This is a genomic window from Sphingobacterium rhinopitheci (genome assembly GCF_022627575.1).
Classification (GTDB): Bacteria; Bacteroidota; Bacteroidia; order Sphingobacteriales; family Sphingobacteriaceae; genus Sphingobacterium; species Sphingobacterium rhinopitheci.
Window position 1 is genome coordinate 1 of record NZ_JADEYQ010000014.1, and the last position, 20939, is coordinate 20939.

The window sequence follows — 20939 nt, forward strand, 5'->3', positions numbered from 1 at the left end:
AACTTATGAAACGAAAAATAAAATACATTAAACCTACTGTTAGCATACTTTTTATTGAGATGGAAAATTCAATAAGTGCTGGCTCCAATACCACGAGACCAAATAATATCGTAGAAGAGTGGGATGAGACTGAAGATGAATCGCGAGATATACCTTGGTAATACCAAAATAACTTCATTAAAACACATTACTAATGAAAAAATTACTTATTCTATTTATACTTTTGAGTATAATCCTAACAGCATGTAGCAAAAAAGAAGTTAATAATGGCAAGTCGGTTGCCTTAAAATTAAACTTAAGAGGCTCTACTTTTGAAGAGCAAAATATTAACTCAAAAAAAACAGCTAATATTAGCGCTGTTGGAGGAGCAGATTATAGCCCCAATAAAAGTTCCATGTCCATAAACAATGAATACTATATGGACATTGAATTACAAGAAGATAATACAGATAAATTAACAAATAATAGTATTATTAGAAAAGATGGGAACTTTGCCGTCTTAGTAAACAGACCAGTTCCCAATGAGGTACGCTATAAAATGACTGTATTCAATGCCGATGGAACGTATAATACAGAGAGAAATTATATCGTAGGATCTGAAGGAACGACAGCGGAAATACTTTTAGACCGTGGCAATCGGTACACATTTATTGTCTATTCAGTAGGTAGCGAAACAGTACTCCCAGATATTACATTTGCTAACCCTGCAAACAGAACCCTAGAAACAGCGACCGTTGCAGTAACTAATGTCGCCACTTCTAATATAGATTTAATGTATTATAAATGGGATTCACCGATAATTGATGTGCCACAATACGAAATTAATGCAACTTTAAAGCATGTATTTAGCCGATTGACGGTATCAATTGATGCTACAGCAACAGGGTATACCCTCGAAAGACCTTCAAGTAGTTTTAGCCAAAACTACAATAATGCCGTACTTAAACTGTCTGATGCTTCAATACTATCACGTACAACCGCAGTTACGCCAAATATAAATTACCCCTCCACGAATCAATCAACACTAGTAAGCTCTCCATTTATCATAAATGCAGCAAACAATACAAACAGTACTTTAACTATTTCAAGCCTGAAGATAGGAGAAATAAGCAATAGTAACCCTATTGTAGTTAGCGGATTGCGCGTAGTACCTGGTACCAGTTATACATTGAAATTGACGGTTGTACCAGAAGATGCTATACTAAATAACAATACGGTAAGAATTGGAGGTCAAGTTTGGCGTAGGCTTAATGTCGGAGCAACCTCAGCAACACCCGAAAACTATGGTCAAGCTACATTTGGAGCGTATTATCAGCATGGATTTGGTTCAAGTGTGCGTAGTCCAACGGGGGGAGCGGGGCAAAGAGAATTTGATCCCAACGGTAGAACCGCTCCCATCAACTGGAATGGCAACACGTCAACTAATGCGGCAACGAGAGAGGCTAACCCTAGTAGAGGAACTAACGACCCCTGTCCTGTTGGATTTAGAGTACCCACGCTTAATGAATATAATATACTATTGGCCAACACCGTCGTATTTGACCGTAGTTTTACAGCAAACAGCTATAATACAGGTATACGCTTAGTAAGTAAACGGAACACTGCCGTCAGAATATTATTCCCTGCTGGAGGACTTTTTAATGCTGCAGGAGGTACAGCTCCACCATATGCCTTAACGAGCAGACAACTACTTGGAGCACAAGTTATGATTTGGTCCTCTTATATAAATACGAATAATAGAAGTGCAAACTATTTTGCAACTAACACATCACACCGAATGGTTGAAAACGAAGACAATAGATCTTGGGTTGTACGTGCGCTTCAAGTCCGTTGTATACAAGGAAATTAGACGATCCTTTTAATATATGGTACTCTAACTAAGTAAAATAAGTACTCTTTATTTTACCTAGGTATAATTACGCTAAAAATTAAGTAAAATATCTGCCAAAAAAACTTAATAGCAAAACGTATTTATGCCGTATCTCGTGTTCTAACCTTAGTAAACACTATAAACATAATAAATTATTATTAATTAATAATTAAAAACAGCTAATCTATAGTAAAAAAAACACATTCATAATTATTCAATTTATAGTGAATATTATAACTTATGAAACGAAAAATAAAATACATTAAACCTACTGTTAGCATACTTTTTATTGAGATGGAAAATTCAATAAGTGCTGGCTCCAATACCACGAGACCAAATAATATCGTAGAAGAGTGGGATGAGACTGAAGATGAATCGCGAGATATACCTTGGTAATACCAAAATAACTTCATTAAAACACATTACTAATGAAAAAATTACTTATTCTATTTATACTTTTGAGTATAATCCTAACAGCATGTAGCAAAAAAGAAGTTAATAATGGCAAGTCGGTTGCCTTAAAATTAAACTTAAGAGGCTCTACTTTTGAAGAGCAAAATATTAACTCAAAAAAAACAGCTAATATTAGCGCTGTTGGAGGAGCAGATTATAGCCCCAATAAAAGTTCCATGTCCATAAACAATGAATACTATATGGACATTGAATTACAAGAAGATAATACAGATAAATTAACAAATAATAGTATTATTAGAAAAGATGGGAACTTTGCCGTCTTAGTAAACAGACCAGTTCCCAATGAGGTACGCTATAAAATGACTGTATTCAATGCCGATGGAACGTATAATACAGAGAGAAATTATATCGTAGGATCTGAAGGAACGACAGCGGAAATACTTTTAGACCGTGGCAATCGGTACACATTTATTGTCTATTCAGTAGGTAGCGAAACAGTACTCCCAGATATTACATTTGCTAACCCTGCAAACAGAACCCTAGAAACAGCGACCGTTGCAGTAACTAATGTCGCCACTTCTAATATAGATTTAATGTATTATAAATGGGATTCACCGATAATTGATGTGCCACAATACGAAATTAATGCAACTTTAAAGCATGTATTTAGCCGATTGACGGTATCAATTGATGCTACAGCAACAGGGTATACCCTCGAAAGACCTTCAAGTAGTTTTAGCCAAAACTACAATAATGCCGTACTTAAACTGTCTGATGCTTCAATACTATCACGTACAACCGCAGTTACGCCAAATATAAATTACCCCTCCACGAATCAATCAACACTAGTAAGCTCTCCATTTATCATAAATGCAGCAAACAATACAAACAGTACTTTAACTATTTCAACCCTGAAGATAGGAGAAATAAGCAATAGTAACCCTATTGTAGTTAGCGGATTGCGCGTAGTACCTGGTACCAGTTATACATTGAAATTGACGGTTGTACCAGAAGATGCTATACTAAATGCCAATGCCGTACGTATCGGCGGGCAGGTATGGCAGAGACTCAACATTGGCGCTAATTCTGCGACACCCGAAAACTATGGTCAATCCACTTTTGGCGGGTATTATCAGTATGGATATAATCAGTATATCTATACAGGAACAATGACTGCTGGCCAAAGAGCATTTAATGGCACTGGTAGAACTGGAGTTGCCTTTTGGAATGGCAACCCTGCAGCTATAGAGATAAGAGATTTAGCACCACTTAGAGGAACTGATGATCCCTGCCCTACCGGTTTTAGAATACCTTCAGAGAGTGAACTTCAAAGGCTATTAGATAATACGAATATTCAGAACAGTACTTTTGCCGACAATAGTTACAATACAGGCATTCGGTTAGTGAGTAAAAGAAATTCTAGCGTACGTATTATGTTTCCAGCACAAGGAAGAATATCTGTGACAGGCAATAGCACTCCTTATTCTAACGCTGGGATCGCAAATAGAGGAACAGCTGCCAGCGTAAGCACCTCTTACGCTTCAAATAATGTACGTTCATTTTACACGGCTACTGCTAGTTCGAGTGCAATGAGTAGGACTACAGCTAATCGATCATCATATGTAGGTGCTAGACCTGTCCGTTGTATTCAAGGAAATTAGACATTCCCTTTGATCTATGGTACTATAACTAGGTAAAATAAAGACATACTCTTTATTTTACCTAGTTATAATAACGCTAAAAAGTAAGTAAAATATCTACCAAAAAAACTTAATAGCAAAACGTATTTATACCGTATCTCGTGTTCTAATCTTAGTAAATACTATAAGCACAATAAATTGTTATTAATTAATTAATAACGACTAACCTATAGTAAAAAGATACATTCGTAATTATTCAATTTATAGTGAATATTATAACTTATGAAAAGAAAATATATTAAACCTACTATTAACATACTTTTTATTGAGATGGAAAATTCAATTAGTGCTGGCTCCAATACCACGAGACCAAATAATATCGTAGAACAGTGGGATGAGACTGAAGATGAATTGCAAGATATACCTTGGTAAAATTACGCTTTCGAGCATTAGCCCTAACCTATTTAATATTAAATAATTATATTATTATCAAGCAATTGCAAATATTCAACCCTACGAATAGCTGTTTTTTTTATTCAATAAACTTGATTTTCAATTTCGTAACTACAGTAAATCTATCACCTATTTTTGCTAATACACCTTTGGAACCATCTACGAGCTCAAAGGAAGCATGATGTGCTGATAAATCATTAACAAATTCACAGAAACTAGCTAAATAAGTCTCATAAAAAGTAATAGCATTAGTTTTAGCTGCCTCATTAGTATCGTCAATAGTAAAGTAGTAGTTATTATTCTTTTCTGTTATAATATAAGGTGTATATTGGTTTTTTGCTTTGCTTAATGTTAAAAAAAATAAATTCCCATCATGCATACAAGTAGCAAAGTTACTAACTATACAAGGCCTATTATCTAAATTATTATCTGACGCACCAGTAGAAACTGATGCACAATTTACAGTTGGATCAAGAGCAGCTTTAATCGATTTAGTTTCATAATCATTGATAACTAAATCAAATTTATTTTCTCTATTAGGATATACTTCTTCACAATTATTAGATGAAGAGGCTAACTTTGGTTCATTTATTGCCATTTGATCGTTAATACTGTCCTCCTCTACCTCAGTCCGCAGCTCTGCAAATATCAATTCTTCTGGATTAGGTCTATTTTTATAAAAAATCCTATAAATAACAAATCCTATAATAAGTAATAACAAAGAAAAAAGAAACCCTAATTTAGAATACCAATAAATTGGCACCTCTTGTCTGTTTTGTTGAACACTAATCTTTAAACCAACGTTATCGCTGAAATCTTCTTTTACTATATTAATGTTATTTGCAGAAGACGAATTACTTTCTGTATTTACTTTTGAAATACTATCATTGACGGCAATAATTGCATCGTTAGCATTGACTAAATTGATAACTAAACAATAAAAAAATAATAAATAAAATTTAATTTTCATAAGTTAAAAATGGGCTGAATAATTCATTTAACATCCATTTAAGGACTTTTTAGGATTAGGTAATCTATTATACTACTTTTAAATACTAAAAATTTTAGCGCTACATATGTGGATTAGGAGCTGACTATTATAAAAAGACTCTTTATATATTCTTTAGGTAGAAAAGCACTTATTAGCACTTTTGGACTAATCACTATACTACTCAAAAATACATTAGCAAGAGGAATATCCCTTACGGTTTCCCGTAAATATTGATTTTTCATCTATATAAAAGCAAGCTTTATTGCAAATAAGAGTTAATATAGCAATGTAGATCATTAGAATAACTTCACTTAAAAATCAAAATAAAATAATAAGGCCAATTCTATAGATTAAATTGACCCTATTTAGTATTAATAATGGTTATAGCTTACTTTTTGAATTTAAAACATAATATGTATCTCTCCTATCCGCATTAAATCCATCAAACATGATGCATAAATAAAAGAGTACCTATATTTAATGAAACAAATACACTTAATCTTGCTATTAATTAGCCGTACCTGTTCTAGACACACTTGTCCAATTATTTACAGTTACATTACCTACCACCAAACCTGTTTTATTTACCGTAATTGTATAAGTATATTCTTTACCCGGCTCAAACCTTTCATTTGCAGGACTATTAAACACGTATGTATTGCCCCCAACTTGAAACTTAAAACTAAATGACCCAGCTTGAGTATATTCATTAGGAATTGCAATAGCCTCATATGCTACCCCTGGCGTGCGCGTATAGGGCAAAAATGGTATTTGTAAATGTGGGGAAGAAACTAAACCTGTTATTAAATCAAAATTACACCTTGTATGCAGGCCATTAATTTCTACTAACATATTTCCCCAAGAAGCTTCCGTTGAACTTAATCCCTCTCCGGCTATTGGACGTATAATAATCTTACTCAATACATGTTCAAATGTTAAGGGTACATTCGTAGCTCCAGTTTTGTTATACCCCGCACCAGCATTAGTTGACTTGGCATATAACACATCTAATCTAGAAATATTAGACTGGTCATTAAAACTCAAAACAACTGGTAATCCCAATTGGTACGTTGGATTATAAGGGTAATACGCTATGAAATCAACTTTTGTATTAGAGACAGGAAAATAAATCTCATTGCCCAATGAAGGTATAAATTGATTTCCTGAAAATGTATATTGACGATTTATAGTATTTTCTGTGACATTATTACTGCCATTATCTACCATAAATACACCTATATTATCATTAGTATTCCATGGGCTAGTAGTCAGAGGACCAGCAACCGCTTGTAGGTTAGTGATTTTTCCTGTAAAACTGATTGAATCATTTGTATCCACCACCGTCTCTTTGGCACAAGACGCTAATAACATTAAGCATATTGTAATTGCTCCAACAAATTGTCTTTTCATCGTAATTTATTTAAAATAATAATATATGTATATATGAATTTCGGCGTATCGATATGTCCTAATGATTTCGTTTAGACATATCCATTATCTTCCATAATTCTGTAATCTATCCGTGTATTTGCACATTAAAAACGTGCTTCTACCCCATTTATTAATTCGTATATTTCCTTATCTCCATGAAGTTGTCCCTCACAACATCAAAATTTACTTTTACACCTCAGCAGTAAAAAGACGCATATAAAACTACTATACTTGGATTTTACCAAGCTATGCCATTCTGACTTATTTGCTTCCAGTCGGTAATACTCCCTGTAAAACCAGCTTGCGTTGGCGTCTCAATATTTCCTGTAAATCCTAATGGTAGATATTTATTTACATTAAAATCTATCAAACTTGAACTAATATCTGTATCTATATGTAAATCTTTCGGTACTGCATTATCAAAGATAATTTCTCCAACAATAGTTTGCCGATTTCCAACTATTCCTAACAAACGTACAACTGCTAACCAAGTACCATCTGCTTGTTTTACAAAAGGAAGAGCAATTTCCCTAGCATTGCCTGTTGCTGTATTTGTCATTAAATCCCATGACCCCGCAACACCTGTTAATTTGGTCTGAATTTCTTTTATATTTTCTTTGGAGCCACCTTCAGCATGTAAGCGAATACGCAATTCACGGATTTGTTGCTTCATAGGAACTATTATAGTGTCTACCACATTATCATTGTAGGTAACATTCGTTACAGCGGAAAAAAACCATCCCGGCATCGAATTTACTAGACCATTCGATTGTGTTACTGTTGCTATATTATTATTAACAGAAAGATGGGATGCATCATTGTAAACTACCACTTTATAATCACCAGGTAATAAATCAGGTAATGGGTTACTTGCACCTGAAAATTTTAGCTTCTCCTGCCCAATTTCAACGGTATAACTACTAGGCACAGTTACATCAGCATCCAATTTTTCCCATTGCGTCACTATATTTAATTGGGCGCGATCAACTAATTCTATATCAAAGCATGAATACATTAATCCCAATAAAAAAAGGGCTATAAAAGACTTACTTAAAGTGCTAAATGATTGAATTATGTTTTTATATGCAGTCATAATTAATTTACTTTTCTTGATAAACGAATAGATAATGCTGTAGGGCCCCAATAGTTCAGATCTTCTTTTGATCGATTTTTATAATACACGTTGTTACTATAAGTATAACTAAAGCGATCCGTAAGTTTCAAGTAGCCAAAGCTAATACCAAGATCAATTAATAATTTTTTACCTGCATAATATTGCTTACCTATTGTTATTCCTCCTCCTTTATACTTGCTCAATTGTCTCGAAAGGATAGATTGTCCCATAGAATACTGTAATCCTAAGTAGGTGCTTTTGTCCGCATTGATATAAGTACGTACTTGAGGAGAGATATTCCAATTCCTCCAATAATATGGTAAGCCATTCTTAGTATACTTCCAATGTGAGAATGCTCCATCTAACATAACCTCCAATCTGTCGCTGGGCTTATAAGAAATACCTAAACTAGGTACACCTAACAACCATGTCGAAATATTAGTTTGAATACTAATACTTCCTGCAGAAAAATGATTTGCTTGTAATAGACTATCATCTTGACCACGACTTGTCAATATGCATAACAGCATTAAAAAAGTAACTTTTATTTTTAGCATTACTTATACTTGTATTTTTATTAGGTAGAAAGATCAAAAGTAGCTTCTTTTTAGTATTCAAGCCATATTTTAGGGTGGACAAATGGTGGACACATGCAATTAGAAGGCCTCAGCAGTGCGACATATGGATACAACAATCAGAATTACGAAACCATAAATAATACTTTAGCTATAGTTTATTTATAAAAAAATGAAAACCTAAAGAAATAAATTGATTACATCCTGAAACATATTAAAGAGATGAGTTTGTAGAATTACAAATATTGCTCATGCAATCATATAGCATCTAATCGATTTTATTACTAAAAAAAATGATGAAAAATAAAACGGTAATAATGGGCGTTATAGCGACATTAATAGAAACCTAGTGATACAAATCCAAACAAAGATGTAGCACGTGCGATGATGAAAATGACAAATAAAATCAACAAAAAATACTTTTACGAAAAACATAACGGTGTTATTCATAATATTTCTTATAATATCTGTCATAATGGTAAAGACACACCCAAAACTATCGCTCTGAAGTAAAATACACTAGCATATAAGATACAAAAACGTCACCTACAATATTTAGGTGACATTTTTATGCTGAAGGAAAATCAGCGAAAAGCAGAAACTCATTACCTACTTTAAAACTACCTGAGGTAAGAATCGCTAAAGTATCTGAAAGATACTACATTATACACTAAACAAAGTCCGCTATGAGTACACATGATCTAATTTACCAAAAATAGAAAATAGAAATACTGCATGCATGACAAAAGAAGTCAGCTTTAACACTTCCACTACATAAGTTTAAAAAATAGTATAGCAATGAAAGCAAAGGAATTGACATAAATAACTTAAACAAAAAAATAATATAGTTTTTAAGATCCAAGGGTAATTAAATGCTAATAAATGAGTTACGCGCTTGATGCATATTTTTATCTTAATAACCTGAATTTTCCTCAGCATAGAAGAGGTAAACTGTCTAAAAATTCTGTATTTTTAAACCATATCAAAATACAGTTCTGCAAAGATGAAAATACTCCATACCGCTGACTGGCACTTAGGCAAACGTCTTGATTACATATCAAGATTGGAAGAGCAAAAGGAAGTTTTAGAAGAAATATGCCAAATTGCAGATCAGCAGCAAGTTGACCTTGTGCTGGTAGCAGGCGATTTATTTGACGCATTCAATCCTCCTGTCGAAGCGACAGAATTATTATATCAAACACTAAAAAGACTTACTAATAATGGTAAGCGCCCCGTTATTGCAATAGCTGGCAATCACGATTCACCCGATCGTATTGATTCACCCGACCCATTGGCTCGCGCATGTGGTATATTATTTATTGGCTACCCTCATGCTGTGGTTAAACCATTCATCATGGATCAAAATTACAGGATCAGCAAGTCGGACAAAGGATTTGTAGAGATACAAATGAATCACACCCCTTATCCAGTACGTATCCTTACGACAGCATATGCCAATGAATTGCGATTGAAGCAATTTTTGGGTATTGAGAATAAAGCTGAATTGTTAAACGAAGTACTCAAAGAGAATTGGGCTAAGTTGGCCGACACATATTGTGACAACAATGGCGTCAATATATTGACAGCACATCTCTATATGTTGGAGCGTGAGGGGGAGATATTGGAAGAACCCGAAGGTGAAAAACCAATAAAAATTGGCAATGCAGATATCATTTATTCCGACGCTATCCCAGCACAGATACAATATACGGCACTCGGTCATTTGCATCGTTATCAATTTATAAAGGGCCATCAAAATCCTGTATTATACTCAAGCTCACCGCTATGCTATTCATTCGCAGAAGCTGGGCAATCAAAAAAAGTCGTTATCATAGAAGTAGAGCCCAATAAAGCAGCACAAGTGACTGCAATTCCATTGACCAAAGGAAAGCAATTACATCGCAAGCGCTTCACAGATATCGATACTGCCGTTCAATGGTTACGCAATAATCCAAATACACTAGTAGAATTGACGATAGTGACAGATACATTTTTGACTTCGCAGGAGCTCAAAAGCCTGCATGAGGCACACGATGGCATCATACATATCATACCTATCGTGACGAAGCAAGAACAATCTACAGCAGAAAAAGCCATCGTCAAATTGGATCAAGATATTAATAGTTTATTTAAAGACTTCTTTAAGTCTAAACATGGCCAAGAACCCAATGAAGAGATATATGCTTTATTTAGGGAGGTGTTGGCACAACAAAAAGAAACGGAGGATTAAGCGATGTTACCCTTATATTTAAGCATAGAAGGATTATATTCATATCAAGAAAAGCAGGAGATCGATTTTACTAAACTGACCGAAGCAGGTCTATTTGGGATCTTCGGCAATGTAGGTTCAGGGAAATCTTCTATTTTGGAGGCTATCAGCTATGCTTTATATGGCGAAACCGAACGTCTCAATAAGCAGGAGAAACGTGCCTATAACATGTTAAACCTAAAATCAGATCAAGCAGTAATAGATTTTCAGTTTTTAAATTTTGAAAACAGGAAATTTAGATTTATAGTACAATGGAAACGTCGCAAGCGCTTTGAAGATACCACCACAATAGATCGACTTGCTTATGAATGGATAAATGACACATGGATTCCTATGGAATCTGCTGATGGTGCTTTGGTAACAAACCTTTCCTACCCCAATTTTAGACGAACCATTATCATTCCTCAAGGACAATTTAAGGAATTTTTGGAGCTAAAAGGTAAAGAACGATCAGATATGATGAAAGAGATATTTTTCTTAAATCAGTATGATTTAGGCCCTAAAGTGGGCTATCTGCAAGCCGAAAACAACAAGAAGGTAGAAAATCTGAAGGGAGCACTAACGGGATTTGAAGAGGTTTCGGAGGAAACAAAAGAATTAAAGATTAAAGAGCTTGAAGAAGCAAGAATAGATTTGGCAAACATCAAGTTAGCCTATGAGCAATGGTCAGAGACATTTAAAAAGCTAGCTATTGCGAAAGAGAATCGCCAAGACCTATACATTAGGCAACAAGAGTGGAATACACTTAACGCTAAACAATCTCAAATCAAACAATATGAAAATGATGTAAACGAATATGAGTCTGTGTCATTGCACTTTCGTGAACACATCAACAACTTGCATCACATCACTTCCATAAAGAGGCAATTATTAGTAAAAATAGAACGACTACAAGATAACAAGGAGCTGTTGCGTACAAAGATTGACAGCACACAGCAGCAAATATCCAATATACAGAATGATTACAACAATTTGGATAATTACAAAAGACAGCTCAATGAGTACCAATTGTTGGTTTCCAATGTTGATCTAATTCACAATAAAGATGAGGTGCTCACACGTATTGATAAGGGTACACCTATCGTAATAGAGACCAAAGCCAAAGAGCAACAATTATTGATTCAACTATCAGAAGAAGAAAGCAGTCTAGAGCAGCTAAAGAAAAAGCGCATTAACACATCTGAGCTGTTGGCTATTGAATCCTGGTACCAAACATTAGATGAGATCCTCCGTCAAGAAGATACACTTTTGAAGCGATTGGTAAATCACAAACAAGATATAGCACAACTTGAAGAAACTTTTGCTGCTAACAACTTGGAACTAGGTACTTGGCAAGATAGTCTACAAATGCAGTGGAATAGCCTTCAGGAGGAGCAAAAATCTATACAAGATAGGGAGACAGCGCTGCGCCTGAAACAAGAGCTTTCTCATTATATTCTGAATCTTAACGATGGCGAACCATGTCCTTTGTGTGGTTCTGCAGAACACCCCAGCATCATGCATGCCGCGGACGTGACAGACGAGCTAGAAGAACTTAAAGCTATCAAAAAAACATGGGCAGATAAAGAGCAGCAATATCGTCGCCTGCAAAATGAGCTTACTACAGCTGCACAATACCTAGTAGATAAGCAAGAGCAAGAAAAAACTTTACTCAGCGAACAAGCTCAAGTATCTTCAAATTTGGCTAATCATCACCAACAATTCCATTGGCCGGAATTTGATAAAACTGATAGGAATCTTTTCGAGAAACAGAAATCAGCTATTAAACAATTAGAAGAGCTGATAGAAGTAAAAGAGCTTACTATTAAAAACTTGAGAATAGAAATTCAGGCTACAAAAGAGAAAGTAAATAAATATGAGAAATCATTAGAAGACTTCAAAAATCAAGTGTTAATACTTGATGCTAAGATTACGCAAAACCTCGGCCAGATAACCGTGTTGAAACATCTTAGCTCTGCGCAGCTGACAAAGATGGAGCTAATCATACAGTTCAATCAATTGGAAGAGAAGATAAAATCTGTAGATCAGCAGTATAAAGAATGGACCACTATAATCCAAGAAGACAAAGGGCTTTTTGCGACCGTAGTAGGACAATTGAGCGAATCACAAGAGCAGTATAAAGCGTATAATGCACAATTACAACTGTTGCAATCGACTATCAATAGCTTATTAAATAAGTTCAATTTTGCGGACATCACACAGGTAAAAGCAATATTGGGTAAATCAATAGATACATCATCACTACGACAAACCATCCAGCAGTTTTACTTGCGTATAAATAGCATTGCAGAGCGCATCTATGAGCTTCAAGAAATCACAAAAGAGGACAACTATTCAGAAGAATTATTTGTACACACAAATGAGCAGATGCAATGGTATAAGGCTGAATTAGAAAAACAAATCAGTAAAACTGGGGCTATAGAAAAAGAACTTCAAAATCTTATTGTTGAGCTTGACAAAAAATCCAATTTACTTCAAGAATACAGCCAGCTTAATGCGCGCAAAGATAATTTGAAGATATTAGACAATATGTTTAAGGGCAATGGTTTTGTAAATTACGTATCTAGCATACACTTAGAACGCTTATGCGAAATTGCAAATAACCGCTTCCATCGATTGACAAAAAATCAATTGTCATTGTGTGTAAATGAAGCGAATGAATTTGAAGTTAAAGATTACCTAAACAATGGTTACCAACGCTCTGTCAAGACATTATCAGGTGGACAAAGTTTTCAAGCCTCCTTATGCCTGGCATTAGCATTAGCTGAAAATATACAAGCCTTGAATAAAGCTGATCGCAATTTCTTCTTTATAGACGAAGGCTTTGGTACACAGGACAATGAAAGTATAAATACCGTATTCGATACCTTGCAATACCTTCATCAAGAAAATCGTGTCGTGGGAATCATCTCGCACGTCGAAGAATTGAAAGAGCGAATGCCACGCTCAGTGACCGTTACCAAAGACTTGGAAAAAGGCAGTCAAGTTAATTATAATTAAGGTGCTGAACAGCAGCAAAGGAAATAGCAAAACATATTTCCTTTGCTGTTAATATATAAAGATTATAAAAGACGATTTGGTTATTTAATTATTCAGATATACAGCATAGGGCTATTTATCTATTTTGACCATTTATTGAGGGTATTTATGACTATCGGAAATGCAGGATAGGTCATGTCATGACCATAACCAGCCAATTCATAAAGCTCGACATCCTGATGTCCATTAAGTTGCAACATACGCATCAGATAGGCGTTCTCTTCGTATCTACCCATTAATTCCAATTCACGATCACCGGTTATTAACAAGATTTTTGGTGCATCCTTACGTACCCAAAATAATGGCGCTAGCTCATTGATAGTAGGCTGTAATCCAGCAATACCTACTTCACTACGTGCAGTATAATGGGTGATAGCCTGTCCGCTTAGAGCCGCTATTCCCATCAAATCATTGGCTTTTACATTTCTTTTATCTAAATAAGAGGCATTTAAACCTACCATCAGTGCCAAATAAGCTCCTGCCGAATGCCCTCCGATGATAATTTTATGCTTGCTGCCACCGTATTTTTCTACATGATCAAAAGCCCACTTTACAGCATCTGCAGCATCGTCTATTATTTCAGCCACCTTAACATTCGGTGACAACCTGTATCCTACTCCTATTACAGCGATTCCTTTATCCAATAGATATTGTGGCAACTCCTTATCACCCCCTGTCAAGCCACCACCATGAAACCATACGAGCGTTACAAAATCCTTTTTCCCTTGGGGAAAACAAAAATCGAGCTTATTTTTTTCTTTGCTATAGGCATCTTCGCGCGTGGTATATGGTACATCATTTATGGTACGATATACTGTATTTTGTCCAAAGGACGAATATTGAATAAAAAGTAAAACCAATGCTATAAATATTCTCATAATACTATTGATTGTAGGAGATGTAAAAAGGTAAAATTGGCACAATGACAGCAACGCTAGATAGCAATGACAATCAACAACAAGTATACAAATATTCTGTATTTCTAAGAATATATTTTACTAAAAACAATTTCAACTAGCTGCACACAATACGTATAAACACTTTCTGCTAAGGACAAAAATTGGCATGTAACAATCTAAAAAATAAGCATCCTACACAACAGCTAAAGACCGCTATATCATGATTACAAAAAATAGACCTACCCCTATTTAAAAAGCATCTTGAGTATACGTAAGCCAAATTTGTTATTGGGATATCTAAAAGGGATATCGAAGTAATTTGTTTGCTTTAGTACAGATTTATAATGCGTAAAAGTATCAAAGCTAGCTTTCCCGTGATATGCTCCCATCCCACTACTCCCCTTGCCACCAAAGGGCAAATAAGGCGTTGCGATATGATAAATAACATCATTGATGCAGCCACCACCAAACTCCACTTGATGGATCACTTTGTTTACCGCTTTATTATCTGTCGAAAAGAGGTATAATGCTAAAGGATGTGGCTTACTTTGAACGGTATGTATTACCTCCTCTAGAGACGAATAACTAAGTATAGGCAATATTGGGCCAAATATCTCCTCCTGCATCACCTTGTCATGCCATGTTATATTTGTCAATAGCGTGGGTTGTATCTTCAAGGTCGTAGCATCATAGCGACCACCTTCTATAATATCACCATCCTGCAGAAAATCTAGGAGACGTTCAAAATGACGCTTAGCAACTATACGTACATAGTCTTCATTGGCAAGGGCATTGTCACTATACAAGGTATGAATAGCTTCTTTTAGATAACTTATAAAAGTATCATGCACTGTCTGCTGCACATATATATAATCAGGAGCTATACACGTTTGGCCAGCATTCAAAAATTTGCCCCAAGCAATGCGCTTTGCTGCCAGTCGTAAGTCCGCATCATGATGTACTATACATGGGCTCTTACCCCCCAACTCTAATGTTAAAGGAGTCAAATGCTTCGCTGCAGCTTCCATCACTACTTTGCCAACACCTACACTACCGGTAAAAAATATATAATCAAAGGGCAGTGTTAATAAAGACGTGCTCGTCTCCACAGCACCTTCGACCACTGCTACATATTCTTCATCATATATAGATGATATAAGAGACGCAATAACTGCAGACGTATTGGGCGTAAGCTCCGATGGCTTAATAACAGCACAGTTGCCTGCAGCTATAGCCCCTATTAGCGGCGATATAGCCAACTGAAAAGGATAATTCCATGGCGCTACAATCAAGACAACACCATAAGGCTCCGGATACTGCAAGCCCTTAGTCCCAAAATGAGTAAGTGCTGTTGTGACTTTTCGTGGTCTAGCCCATTTCTGTAGCCGCTTGGTAACATATGATATTTCTTCCAGCAAAATCCCTATCTCCGTAGAGAAAGTATCAAACTCCGATTTATTAAGATCCTTGCGTAAGGCATCAACTATTTGCGGTTCCTTATCAAGGATAGCAGACTTCAAAGCTTTCAATGCACGAAGGCGAAAATCTGTCGATTTGGTCGCTTGAGAATTGAAATACTGTTTTTGATTGTCAAATATAAGCTTGTTATCTATCATATATGCATATTCGCGTTAGCACTAAGATACCTATTTTAACAAGAAAAGCCTAATAGCTATATCCGCTATCAGGCTTAATCACATTAAACAAAACTAAATTATCAATCTATTGCACCATCCTGTTCTACGGCATCAGCAACGATATCTATTGTAGGCTTAGAATAACCTCGAAGTGGATTTTTGTAAAATAGCAAGAGTATAAAAACGAATATGCCGGCAATGACGATGTAGCCATAAATCTCTTTAAAAGATAGGTAAGTCTACTGTTATTTTACTCTTTGTATTAGATCTTCATTTCCTAATTCCTTTTCTTTTAGTTTCTTTATGCTACTCCTACCAAAGGAGTAAGATAGGCTAAATGATACACGACAGTTCAGTTTACACTCTCTACAAAAAAAACATATTCATTAAGGGTGGTATTTACTTTCTAATACTTTCTCAACCAATATCGGAATTTTCCAGTTTTAACTAGGTAAATCAGTTGAATAATATTTATTAAGGTAATGATTCCGTAAATAACATGTAATAATATCATAATAAAATTATTAATTAAGACATTTGCTGTGCTTCCCAGATAATAAAGCCTGGTCTCATGAAAATTCTAAAACCAAAATTAAACGGGCCCCAAGAACCGCCTTCAATTTTATTTAAATCATCATTGCTTAATTCTACGACTTGAATTTTTTCTAAATTTTTCATATTTTTTATTTATAAATAGTTATACCTACTCTATTTTTAGCCTTTTCGGAATCCTGCTATACTATATTTAATAGTATAACACTAAGATATTTTAGATCAATGCACAAAAAAAGCATTTATGTAATTGTTTGAATAAAAGTTAATTCCAGCATTTATGTCTTTTAATTCCTGTTCACTTATTTTTTCAATTTTAACATCAATTTTGATTGAATATCTACTTTCGTAATAATATGTATTTCTAGCTCTATTAAATTTTATTGGAGCACCTTGATCCTTCATATATTCAATTATACGTGCCAATCTAGAGATGGAAATATTTAAACGTTTTGCGAGTTCGCTCTGATTTCCTGTTTTAGATTGACTGATTAGCTTATTAATAAGGTTTATTCTATCTATATATAAGTACAATTTCATAGCGCAAATTTTTAAATGGTTGCAATTAGTTAATGTATCCTGTAATAAAGTATTTATGTGTCAATAGACTAAATAATGTATTGTATTTAGCTCGAATCATTTCGGCTTCTGTCTTGATCAGATTGTTTTTAATGTTATTGACATCGTATATAGATACTTTCCCTGCAATAAAACTCAGATTTGAATATTCTAAAGATTCTTTTGTAGCTAAGAAAGCTTCTTTTGATATTTCATATTGTTTAATATTTTCTTGATAATCTATAACAACCTTTTGAAGCATTTGTATTTGTTGATTTTCTTCATATTGAGTCAATAAATCTATCTCGTTTTTGCGTAAGGAGTTTTGTTGTAGTAACCTTTTTGATTTTCCTTTATTGAATATTGGTATAGTAACAGCTACAGCTACTTGTTGAGCAAAGTTGTCTTTTGTTTGCGTGAATAGAGGGCTTGTATTATTAGCTTTAAAAGCATTAAAGTATGTTGTTCCTAGACTTGCTGATCCTTTTATCAAGGGATAATTTCCTGATTTTATAATTTTATCTTCTATATCTAATTCAAGCAGTTGGCTCTTGTATTTTAGAAATATTGGATTTTTAGCAAGAGCAGATTGCACCTCGTAATCTTTATGAATTTCTATTTTTTTATTAAATACATCTTTTCCCAATTGTGGATCATATATGTTTAATTGATTGTAATCAGGGTAATTCATCTGTTGAGCTAATGCCATTTTTTTTAACTGCAGCTCTTTATGGTATTGTTGGTATTGTTGTTTTTCTCTAGCTAATGTTGCTTTAACTTCAGAAACCACTGCAGGAGCAGTAGCACCTACTTTAGCACTTTTTTCTGTTTTATCTAATAATTGAATTGAAAAATATATTGCAGAGTCTTGTGAATTGACTAAGGATTGAGCCAATAATACTTCTAAATATCCTTGTAATACCTTTAATGTTAAATCTCTTATTAATATATCTTTTTCTATACGCTCTTGATCCGCCTGTATGGTTGCTTTTTTAGCTTGATTTCTAAAGTAGTTATATTGGTATAGTACTATTTCGGAATTGATCCCTAGGTTACTATTAAAGTTATCATTACGTTGAATAGTTCCAAAAACATCTTGTGAATGTCCAAAAGTACTATATCCATTTAGATAACCTCCTACAGAAGGTAATCGCTCTCGTAATGCCATATCATGGTCAAGGTTTTTTATAGCGATTAAAATATCTTGACGTTTTAGAGGAATATTATGCTGTACAGCATAATATTCCTCTAAAGACCATCTTTTTTGTACAAAAACATCTAATTTTAGCAAAGAGAATAGTATGATAAATAAGAAATACTTCATTAGTTTAATACAATAGACTGTTTCTTCCACATTTCTTTATACACAGATTCGATGGATAGTAAATAATTATGTGTTCCTTGTTCTACAATTTGACCATCTTTCATAACAATAATATGATCTGAACTAGAAATAGTGCTAAGTCGATGTGCAATAACAAGTAATGTTTTTCCCGTTGCTCGTAATTTGTCAAAAGCTCGTTGTGTTACTAATTCTGTTTCAGAATCAAGAGCGGATGTAGCTTCGTCTAAGATTAATATATCTGGATTTCTATATAATGCTCTAGCGATAGCAATTCGTTGCCTTTGTCCGCCTGAAAGCATTGTTCCATTTTCACCTATGTATGTCTCTAATCCCGATGGTAGCTTTTCAATAAAATTCACCATATCAAGTTCTTTGATAATATCTATGACCTGTTGAAAGTTAGGTGTTTGATCTCCTATTGCTATATTTTCAATGATATTACTGGAGAAAAGTTCTATTTGTTGAGGAACAACAGCAATTCGTTCTCGAAGTGAATGATTAGAAATATATTTAATATCATAATTTCCAATAGAAATTTTTCCCGATTGAACAGGGTATAGGCTTTGCAGTAATAAACCTAATGTTGTTTTACCGCTTCCACTTTCGCCAACGATTGCTGTCATCTTACCTTTTTCGAATCGGCAGCTAAAATTAGCGAAAACCTTCACTCTAGATCCATAGGAAAAATGGATATTTTCAAAAGTAATATCGCCTATTTGATCACTAATAATATCTGTTTTTTCTTTATTTTCCTCTCGCTCTAAATCCATTATTTCAAACAAACGATCTGCTGCGATTAAAGCATTTTGTAATGTTTTGTTCATACCTATTAATTGACTAATAGGTCCTGTTAGATAACCGATTAAAGCATAAAATGATAATAGTTCTCCAGGTGTAATTGTTCTATCAATTACGTAATAAGACCCTGTCCAAAGTAAAATAATAGTAAATAGTCGCGAAAGAAACTCACTAGATGTTCCTGAAAATAGGCTATTTAATACGGATTTATATATGCTTTTTAATAACTGACTAAATTTTTGATCCGTTCCACTATTAAAATAAGTTTCAATACCAAATTGTTTAATGGTTTTAACCGAGTTGAGAGATTCTACTAAATGAGATTCAAGATCAGCTCCTTCTTCCATTAGTTTACGTTCTACTTTTTTATTCAGTTTATTGGATAACCAATACACAAAAACATAAAAAGGAATAACCAAAAGCATAATTAATGCGAGCTTCCAGTAGTAAGAAAACATCAAAGCAAAAGAAAAAAGGACGATTAAAATATTTACTACCGCTTGAATAGCAACATCATTGATAAAAGCCCTAATCTTAACAGCATCATTAACCCTAGAAATGATTTCCCCTACTTTCATCGTGTCGAAAAAACGTTGAGGTAGGCTCAATAGATGTTTGTAATAGCCTAATATTAAGTATTTGTCTATACGCTGACCAGTTTGTAATACCATAACGCTTTTTATCGTACCTATTAGTAATTGCACGAATAAAATGACTATCATAATAACAGATAATAGATTTAGTAAACGTACATTGCCATCTACAAGGACATAATCGGTTATTTTTTGTATATATATAGATGTAGACAAACCAAGTAAAGTATATACAGCTGCACCAACAAGAGCTTGTATAATGATAGATTTGTGTGGTTTTATTAGATTCCAAAACCTTTTGAATGAGCTTGTTTTTTCATTTCGTTGTGTAAAATATTCATTAGGTTCTAATAAAATTAAAACCCCAGACCAGATCTTTTGAAACTCTTCTATAGTATACTTTAGTAGTTTTCCTAGACCAGGATCCATTACTGTGATTTGATCTTTATAAACCCGATATATTACAACATAATGATGAAGATGTCCATCCATAACAACGTGTGCTATTGCTGGTAAAGGGATGTTTGGTAACGCATCAATTCCTCCTTTTACACCTTTGGCAGTGAAGCCTAATTCTTGTAACCCTTGAATCATACCGAGTACGTTTGTTCCTCGTGTATCGGTGTGACAATACTGTCTTATTTTAGCTATTGGAAGATCTAACCCATAATAACTCGAAATCGAAGCAAGACACGCAGCTCCACAGTCACGAATATCATGTTGTTTGATAAGTACTGGTGATTTTTTCATTTAAAATAGGT

The 20939-nt window shown here is 34.3% G+C and carries 16 protein-coding genes; 6 read left to right on the top strand and 10 right to left on the bottom strand.

Going from position 1 to position 20939, the window contains the following annotated elements:
* Positions 1 to 193 precede the first annotated feature (193 nt).
* The 4 genes from IP023_RS12000 (at position 194) to IP023_RS12015 (ending at position 4356) form a co-directional block, all read left to right on the top strand.
* A complete protein-coding gene (locus tag IP023_RS12000) occupies positions 194 to 1849 on the top strand; it encodes a hypothetical protein (RefSeq protein ID WP_241790608.1) in 1656 nt (551 codons plus the stop codon).
* Positions 1850 to 2110: 261 nt separating this feature from the next.
* Positions 2111 to 2266, top strand: coding sequence for a hypothetical protein (locus IP023_RS12005; RefSeq protein ID WP_241790609.1), 156 nt, complete (start codon positions 2111 to 2113; stop codon positions 2264 to 2266).
* 32 nt (positions 2267 to 2298) lie between these two features.
* The gene (locus tag IP023_RS12010) at positions 2299 to 3945 is read left to right on the top strand and encodes an FISUMP domain-containing protein (RefSeq protein ID WP_241790610.1); all 1647 of its coding nucleotides are present in this window, start codon (positions 2299 to 2301) and stop codon (positions 3943 to 3945) included.
* A gap of 261 nt (positions 3946 to 4206) precedes the next feature.
* Positions 4207 to 4356: a hypothetical protein gene (locus tag IP023_RS12015; RefSeq protein WP_241790611.1), complete on the top strand. Its 150-nt coding sequence runs from the start codon at positions 4207 to 4209 to the stop codon at positions 4354 to 4356.
* 100 nt (positions 4357 to 4456) lie between these two features.
* Here the strand turns inward: IP023_RS12015 and IP023_RS12020 are convergent, their stop codons facing one another.
* From IP023_RS12020 to IP023_RS12035, 4 genes are all read right to left on the bottom strand, one after another.
* Positions 4457 to 5347, bottom strand: coding sequence for a hypothetical protein (locus IP023_RS12020; protein WP_241790612.1), 891 nt, complete (start codon positions 5345 to 5347; stop codon positions 4457 to 4459).
* 528 nt (positions 5348 to 5875) lie between these two features.
* A complete protein-coding gene (locus IP023_RS12025) occupies positions 5876 to 6778 on the bottom strand; it encodes a fimbrillin family protein (RefSeq protein WP_241790613.1) in 903 nt (300 codons plus the stop codon).
* A gap of 259 nt (positions 6779 to 7037) precedes the next feature.
* Positions 7038 to 7892, bottom strand: a complete 855-nt coding sequence (locus IP023_RS12030) for a FimB/Mfa2 family fimbrial subunit (RefSeq protein WP_241790614.1) — start codon at positions 7890 to 7892, stop codon at positions 7038 to 7040.
* A 2-nt stretch (positions 7893 to 7894) separates the two neighbouring features.
* Entirely contained in the window at positions 7895 to 8470 is a 576-nt protein-coding gene (locus IP023_RS12035) for a DUF3575 domain-containing protein (RefSeq protein WP_241790615.1), read from the bottom strand.
* 1021 nt (positions 8471 to 9491) lie between these two features.
* On the opposite strand from IP023_RS12035, the gene IP023_RS12045 reads away from it, so the two are divergent.
* Together IP023_RS12045 and IP023_RS12050 are read left to right on the top strand one after the other, a co-directional pair.
* Positions 9492 to 10718, top strand: coding sequence for a metallophosphoesterase family protein (locus IP023_RS12045; protein WP_241790616.1), 1227 nt, complete (start codon positions 9492 to 9494; stop codon positions 10716 to 10718).
* 3 nt (positions 10719 to 10721) lie between these two features.
* On the top strand, positions 10722 to 13757 hold the full coding sequence (locus tag IP023_RS12050) for an AAA family ATPase (protein ID WP_241790617.1): 3036 nt from the start codon (positions 10722 to 10724) through the stop codon (positions 13755 to 13757).
* 119 nt (positions 13758 to 13876) lie between these two features.
* Here the strand turns inward: IP023_RS12050 and IP023_RS12055 are convergent, their stop codons facing one another.
* From IP023_RS12055 to IP023_RS12080, 6 genes are all read right to left on the bottom strand, one after another.
* A complete protein-coding gene (locus IP023_RS12055) occupies positions 13877 to 14674 on the bottom strand; it encodes an alpha/beta hydrolase (protein ID WP_241790618.1) in 798 nt (265 codons plus the stop codon).
* Positions 14675 to 14940: 266 nt separating this feature from the next.
* Positions 14941 to 16311, bottom strand: coding sequence for an aldehyde dehydrogenase (locus tag IP023_RS12060; RefSeq protein WP_241790619.1), 1371 nt, complete (start codon positions 16309 to 16311; stop codon positions 14941 to 14943).
* 549 nt (positions 16312 to 16860) lie between these two features.
* Positions 16861 to 17010, bottom strand: coding sequence for a ComC/BlpC family leader-containing pheromone/bacteriocin (locus IP023_RS12065; RefSeq protein WP_241790620.1), 150 nt, complete (start codon positions 17008 to 17010; stop codon positions 16861 to 16863).
* Between the two features lie 96 nt (positions 17011 to 17106).
* Positions 17107 to 17424, bottom strand: coding sequence for a hypothetical protein (locus IP023_RS12070; RefSeq protein ID WP_241790621.1), 318 nt, complete (start codon positions 17422 to 17424; stop codon positions 17107 to 17109).
* 25 nt (positions 17425 to 17449) lie between these two features.
* Positions 17450 to 18766, bottom strand: coding sequence for a TolC family protein (locus tag IP023_RS12075; protein ID WP_241790622.1), 1317 nt, complete (start codon positions 18764 to 18766; stop codon positions 17450 to 17452).
* The gene (locus tag IP023_RS12080) at positions 18766 to 20928 is read right to left on the bottom strand and encodes a peptidase domain-containing ABC transporter (protein ID WP_241790623.1); all 2163 of its coding nucleotides are present in this window, start codon (positions 20926 to 20928) and stop codon (positions 18766 to 18768) included. The genes IP023_RS12075 and IP023_RS12080 overlap by 1 nt, the downstream gene beginning before the upstream one ends.
* Positions 20929 to 20939: the final 11 nt, after the last annotated feature.

Bases quoted from the DNA above. Each gene is read 5' to 3' on its own strand.
- IP023_RS12000 (WP_241790608.1), top strand. From the start codon at position 194: ATGAAAAAATTACTTATTCTATTTATACTTTTGAGTATAATCCTAACA.
- IP023_RS12005 (WP_241790609.1), top strand. From the start codon at position 2,111: ATGAAACGAAAAATAAAATACATTAAACCTACTGTTAGCATACTTTTT.
- IP023_RS12010 (WP_241790610.1), top strand. From the start codon at position 2,299: ATGAAAAAATTACTTATTCTATTTATACTTTTGAGTATAATCCTAACA.
- IP023_RS12015 (WP_241790611.1), top strand. From the start codon at position 4,207: ATGAAAAGAAAATATATTAAACCTACTATTAACATACTTTTTATTGAG.
- IP023_RS12020 (WP_241790612.1), bottom strand. From the start codon at position 5,347: ATGAAAATTAAATTTTATTTATTATTTTTTTATTGTTTAGTTATCAAT.
- IP023_RS12025 (WP_241790613.1), bottom strand. From the start codon at position 6,778: ATGAAAAGACAATTTGTTGGAGCAATTACAATATGCTTAATGTTATTA.
- IP023_RS12030 (WP_241790614.1), bottom strand. From the start codon at position 7,892: ATGACTGCATATAAAAACATAATTCAATCATTTAGCACTTTAAGTAAG.
- IP023_RS12035 (WP_241790615.1), bottom strand. From the start codon at position 8,470: ATGCTAAAAATAAAAGTTACTTTTTTAATGCTGTTATGCATATTGACA.
- IP023_RS12045 (WP_241790616.1), top strand. From the start codon at position 9,492: ATGAAAATACTCCATACCGCTGACTGGCACTTAGGCAAACGTCTTGAT.
- IP023_RS12050 (WP_241790617.1), top strand. From the start codon at position 10,722: ATGTTACCCTTATATTTAAGCATAGAAGGATTATATTCATATCAAGAA.
- IP023_RS12055 (WP_241790618.1), bottom strand. From the start codon at position 14,674: ATGAGAATATTTATAGCATTGGTTTTACTTTTTATTCAATATTCGTCC.
- IP023_RS12060 (WP_241790619.1), bottom strand. From the start codon at position 16,311: ATGATAGATAACAAGCTTATATTTGACAATCAAAAACAGTATTTCAAT.
- IP023_RS12065 (WP_241790620.1), bottom strand. From the start codon at position 17,010: ATGAAAAATTTAGAAAAAATTCAAGTCGTAGAATTAAGCAATGATGAT.
- IP023_RS12070 (WP_241790621.1), bottom strand. From the start codon at position 17,424: ATGAAATTGTACTTATATATAGATAGAATAAACCTTATTAATAAGCTA.
- IP023_RS12075 (WP_241790622.1), bottom strand. From the start codon at position 18,766: ATGAAGTATTTCTTATTTATCATACTATTCTCTTTGCTAAAATTAGAT.
- IP023_RS12080 (WP_241790623.1), bottom strand. From the start codon at position 20,928: ATGAAAAAATCACCAGTACTTATCAAACAACATGATATTCGTGACTGT.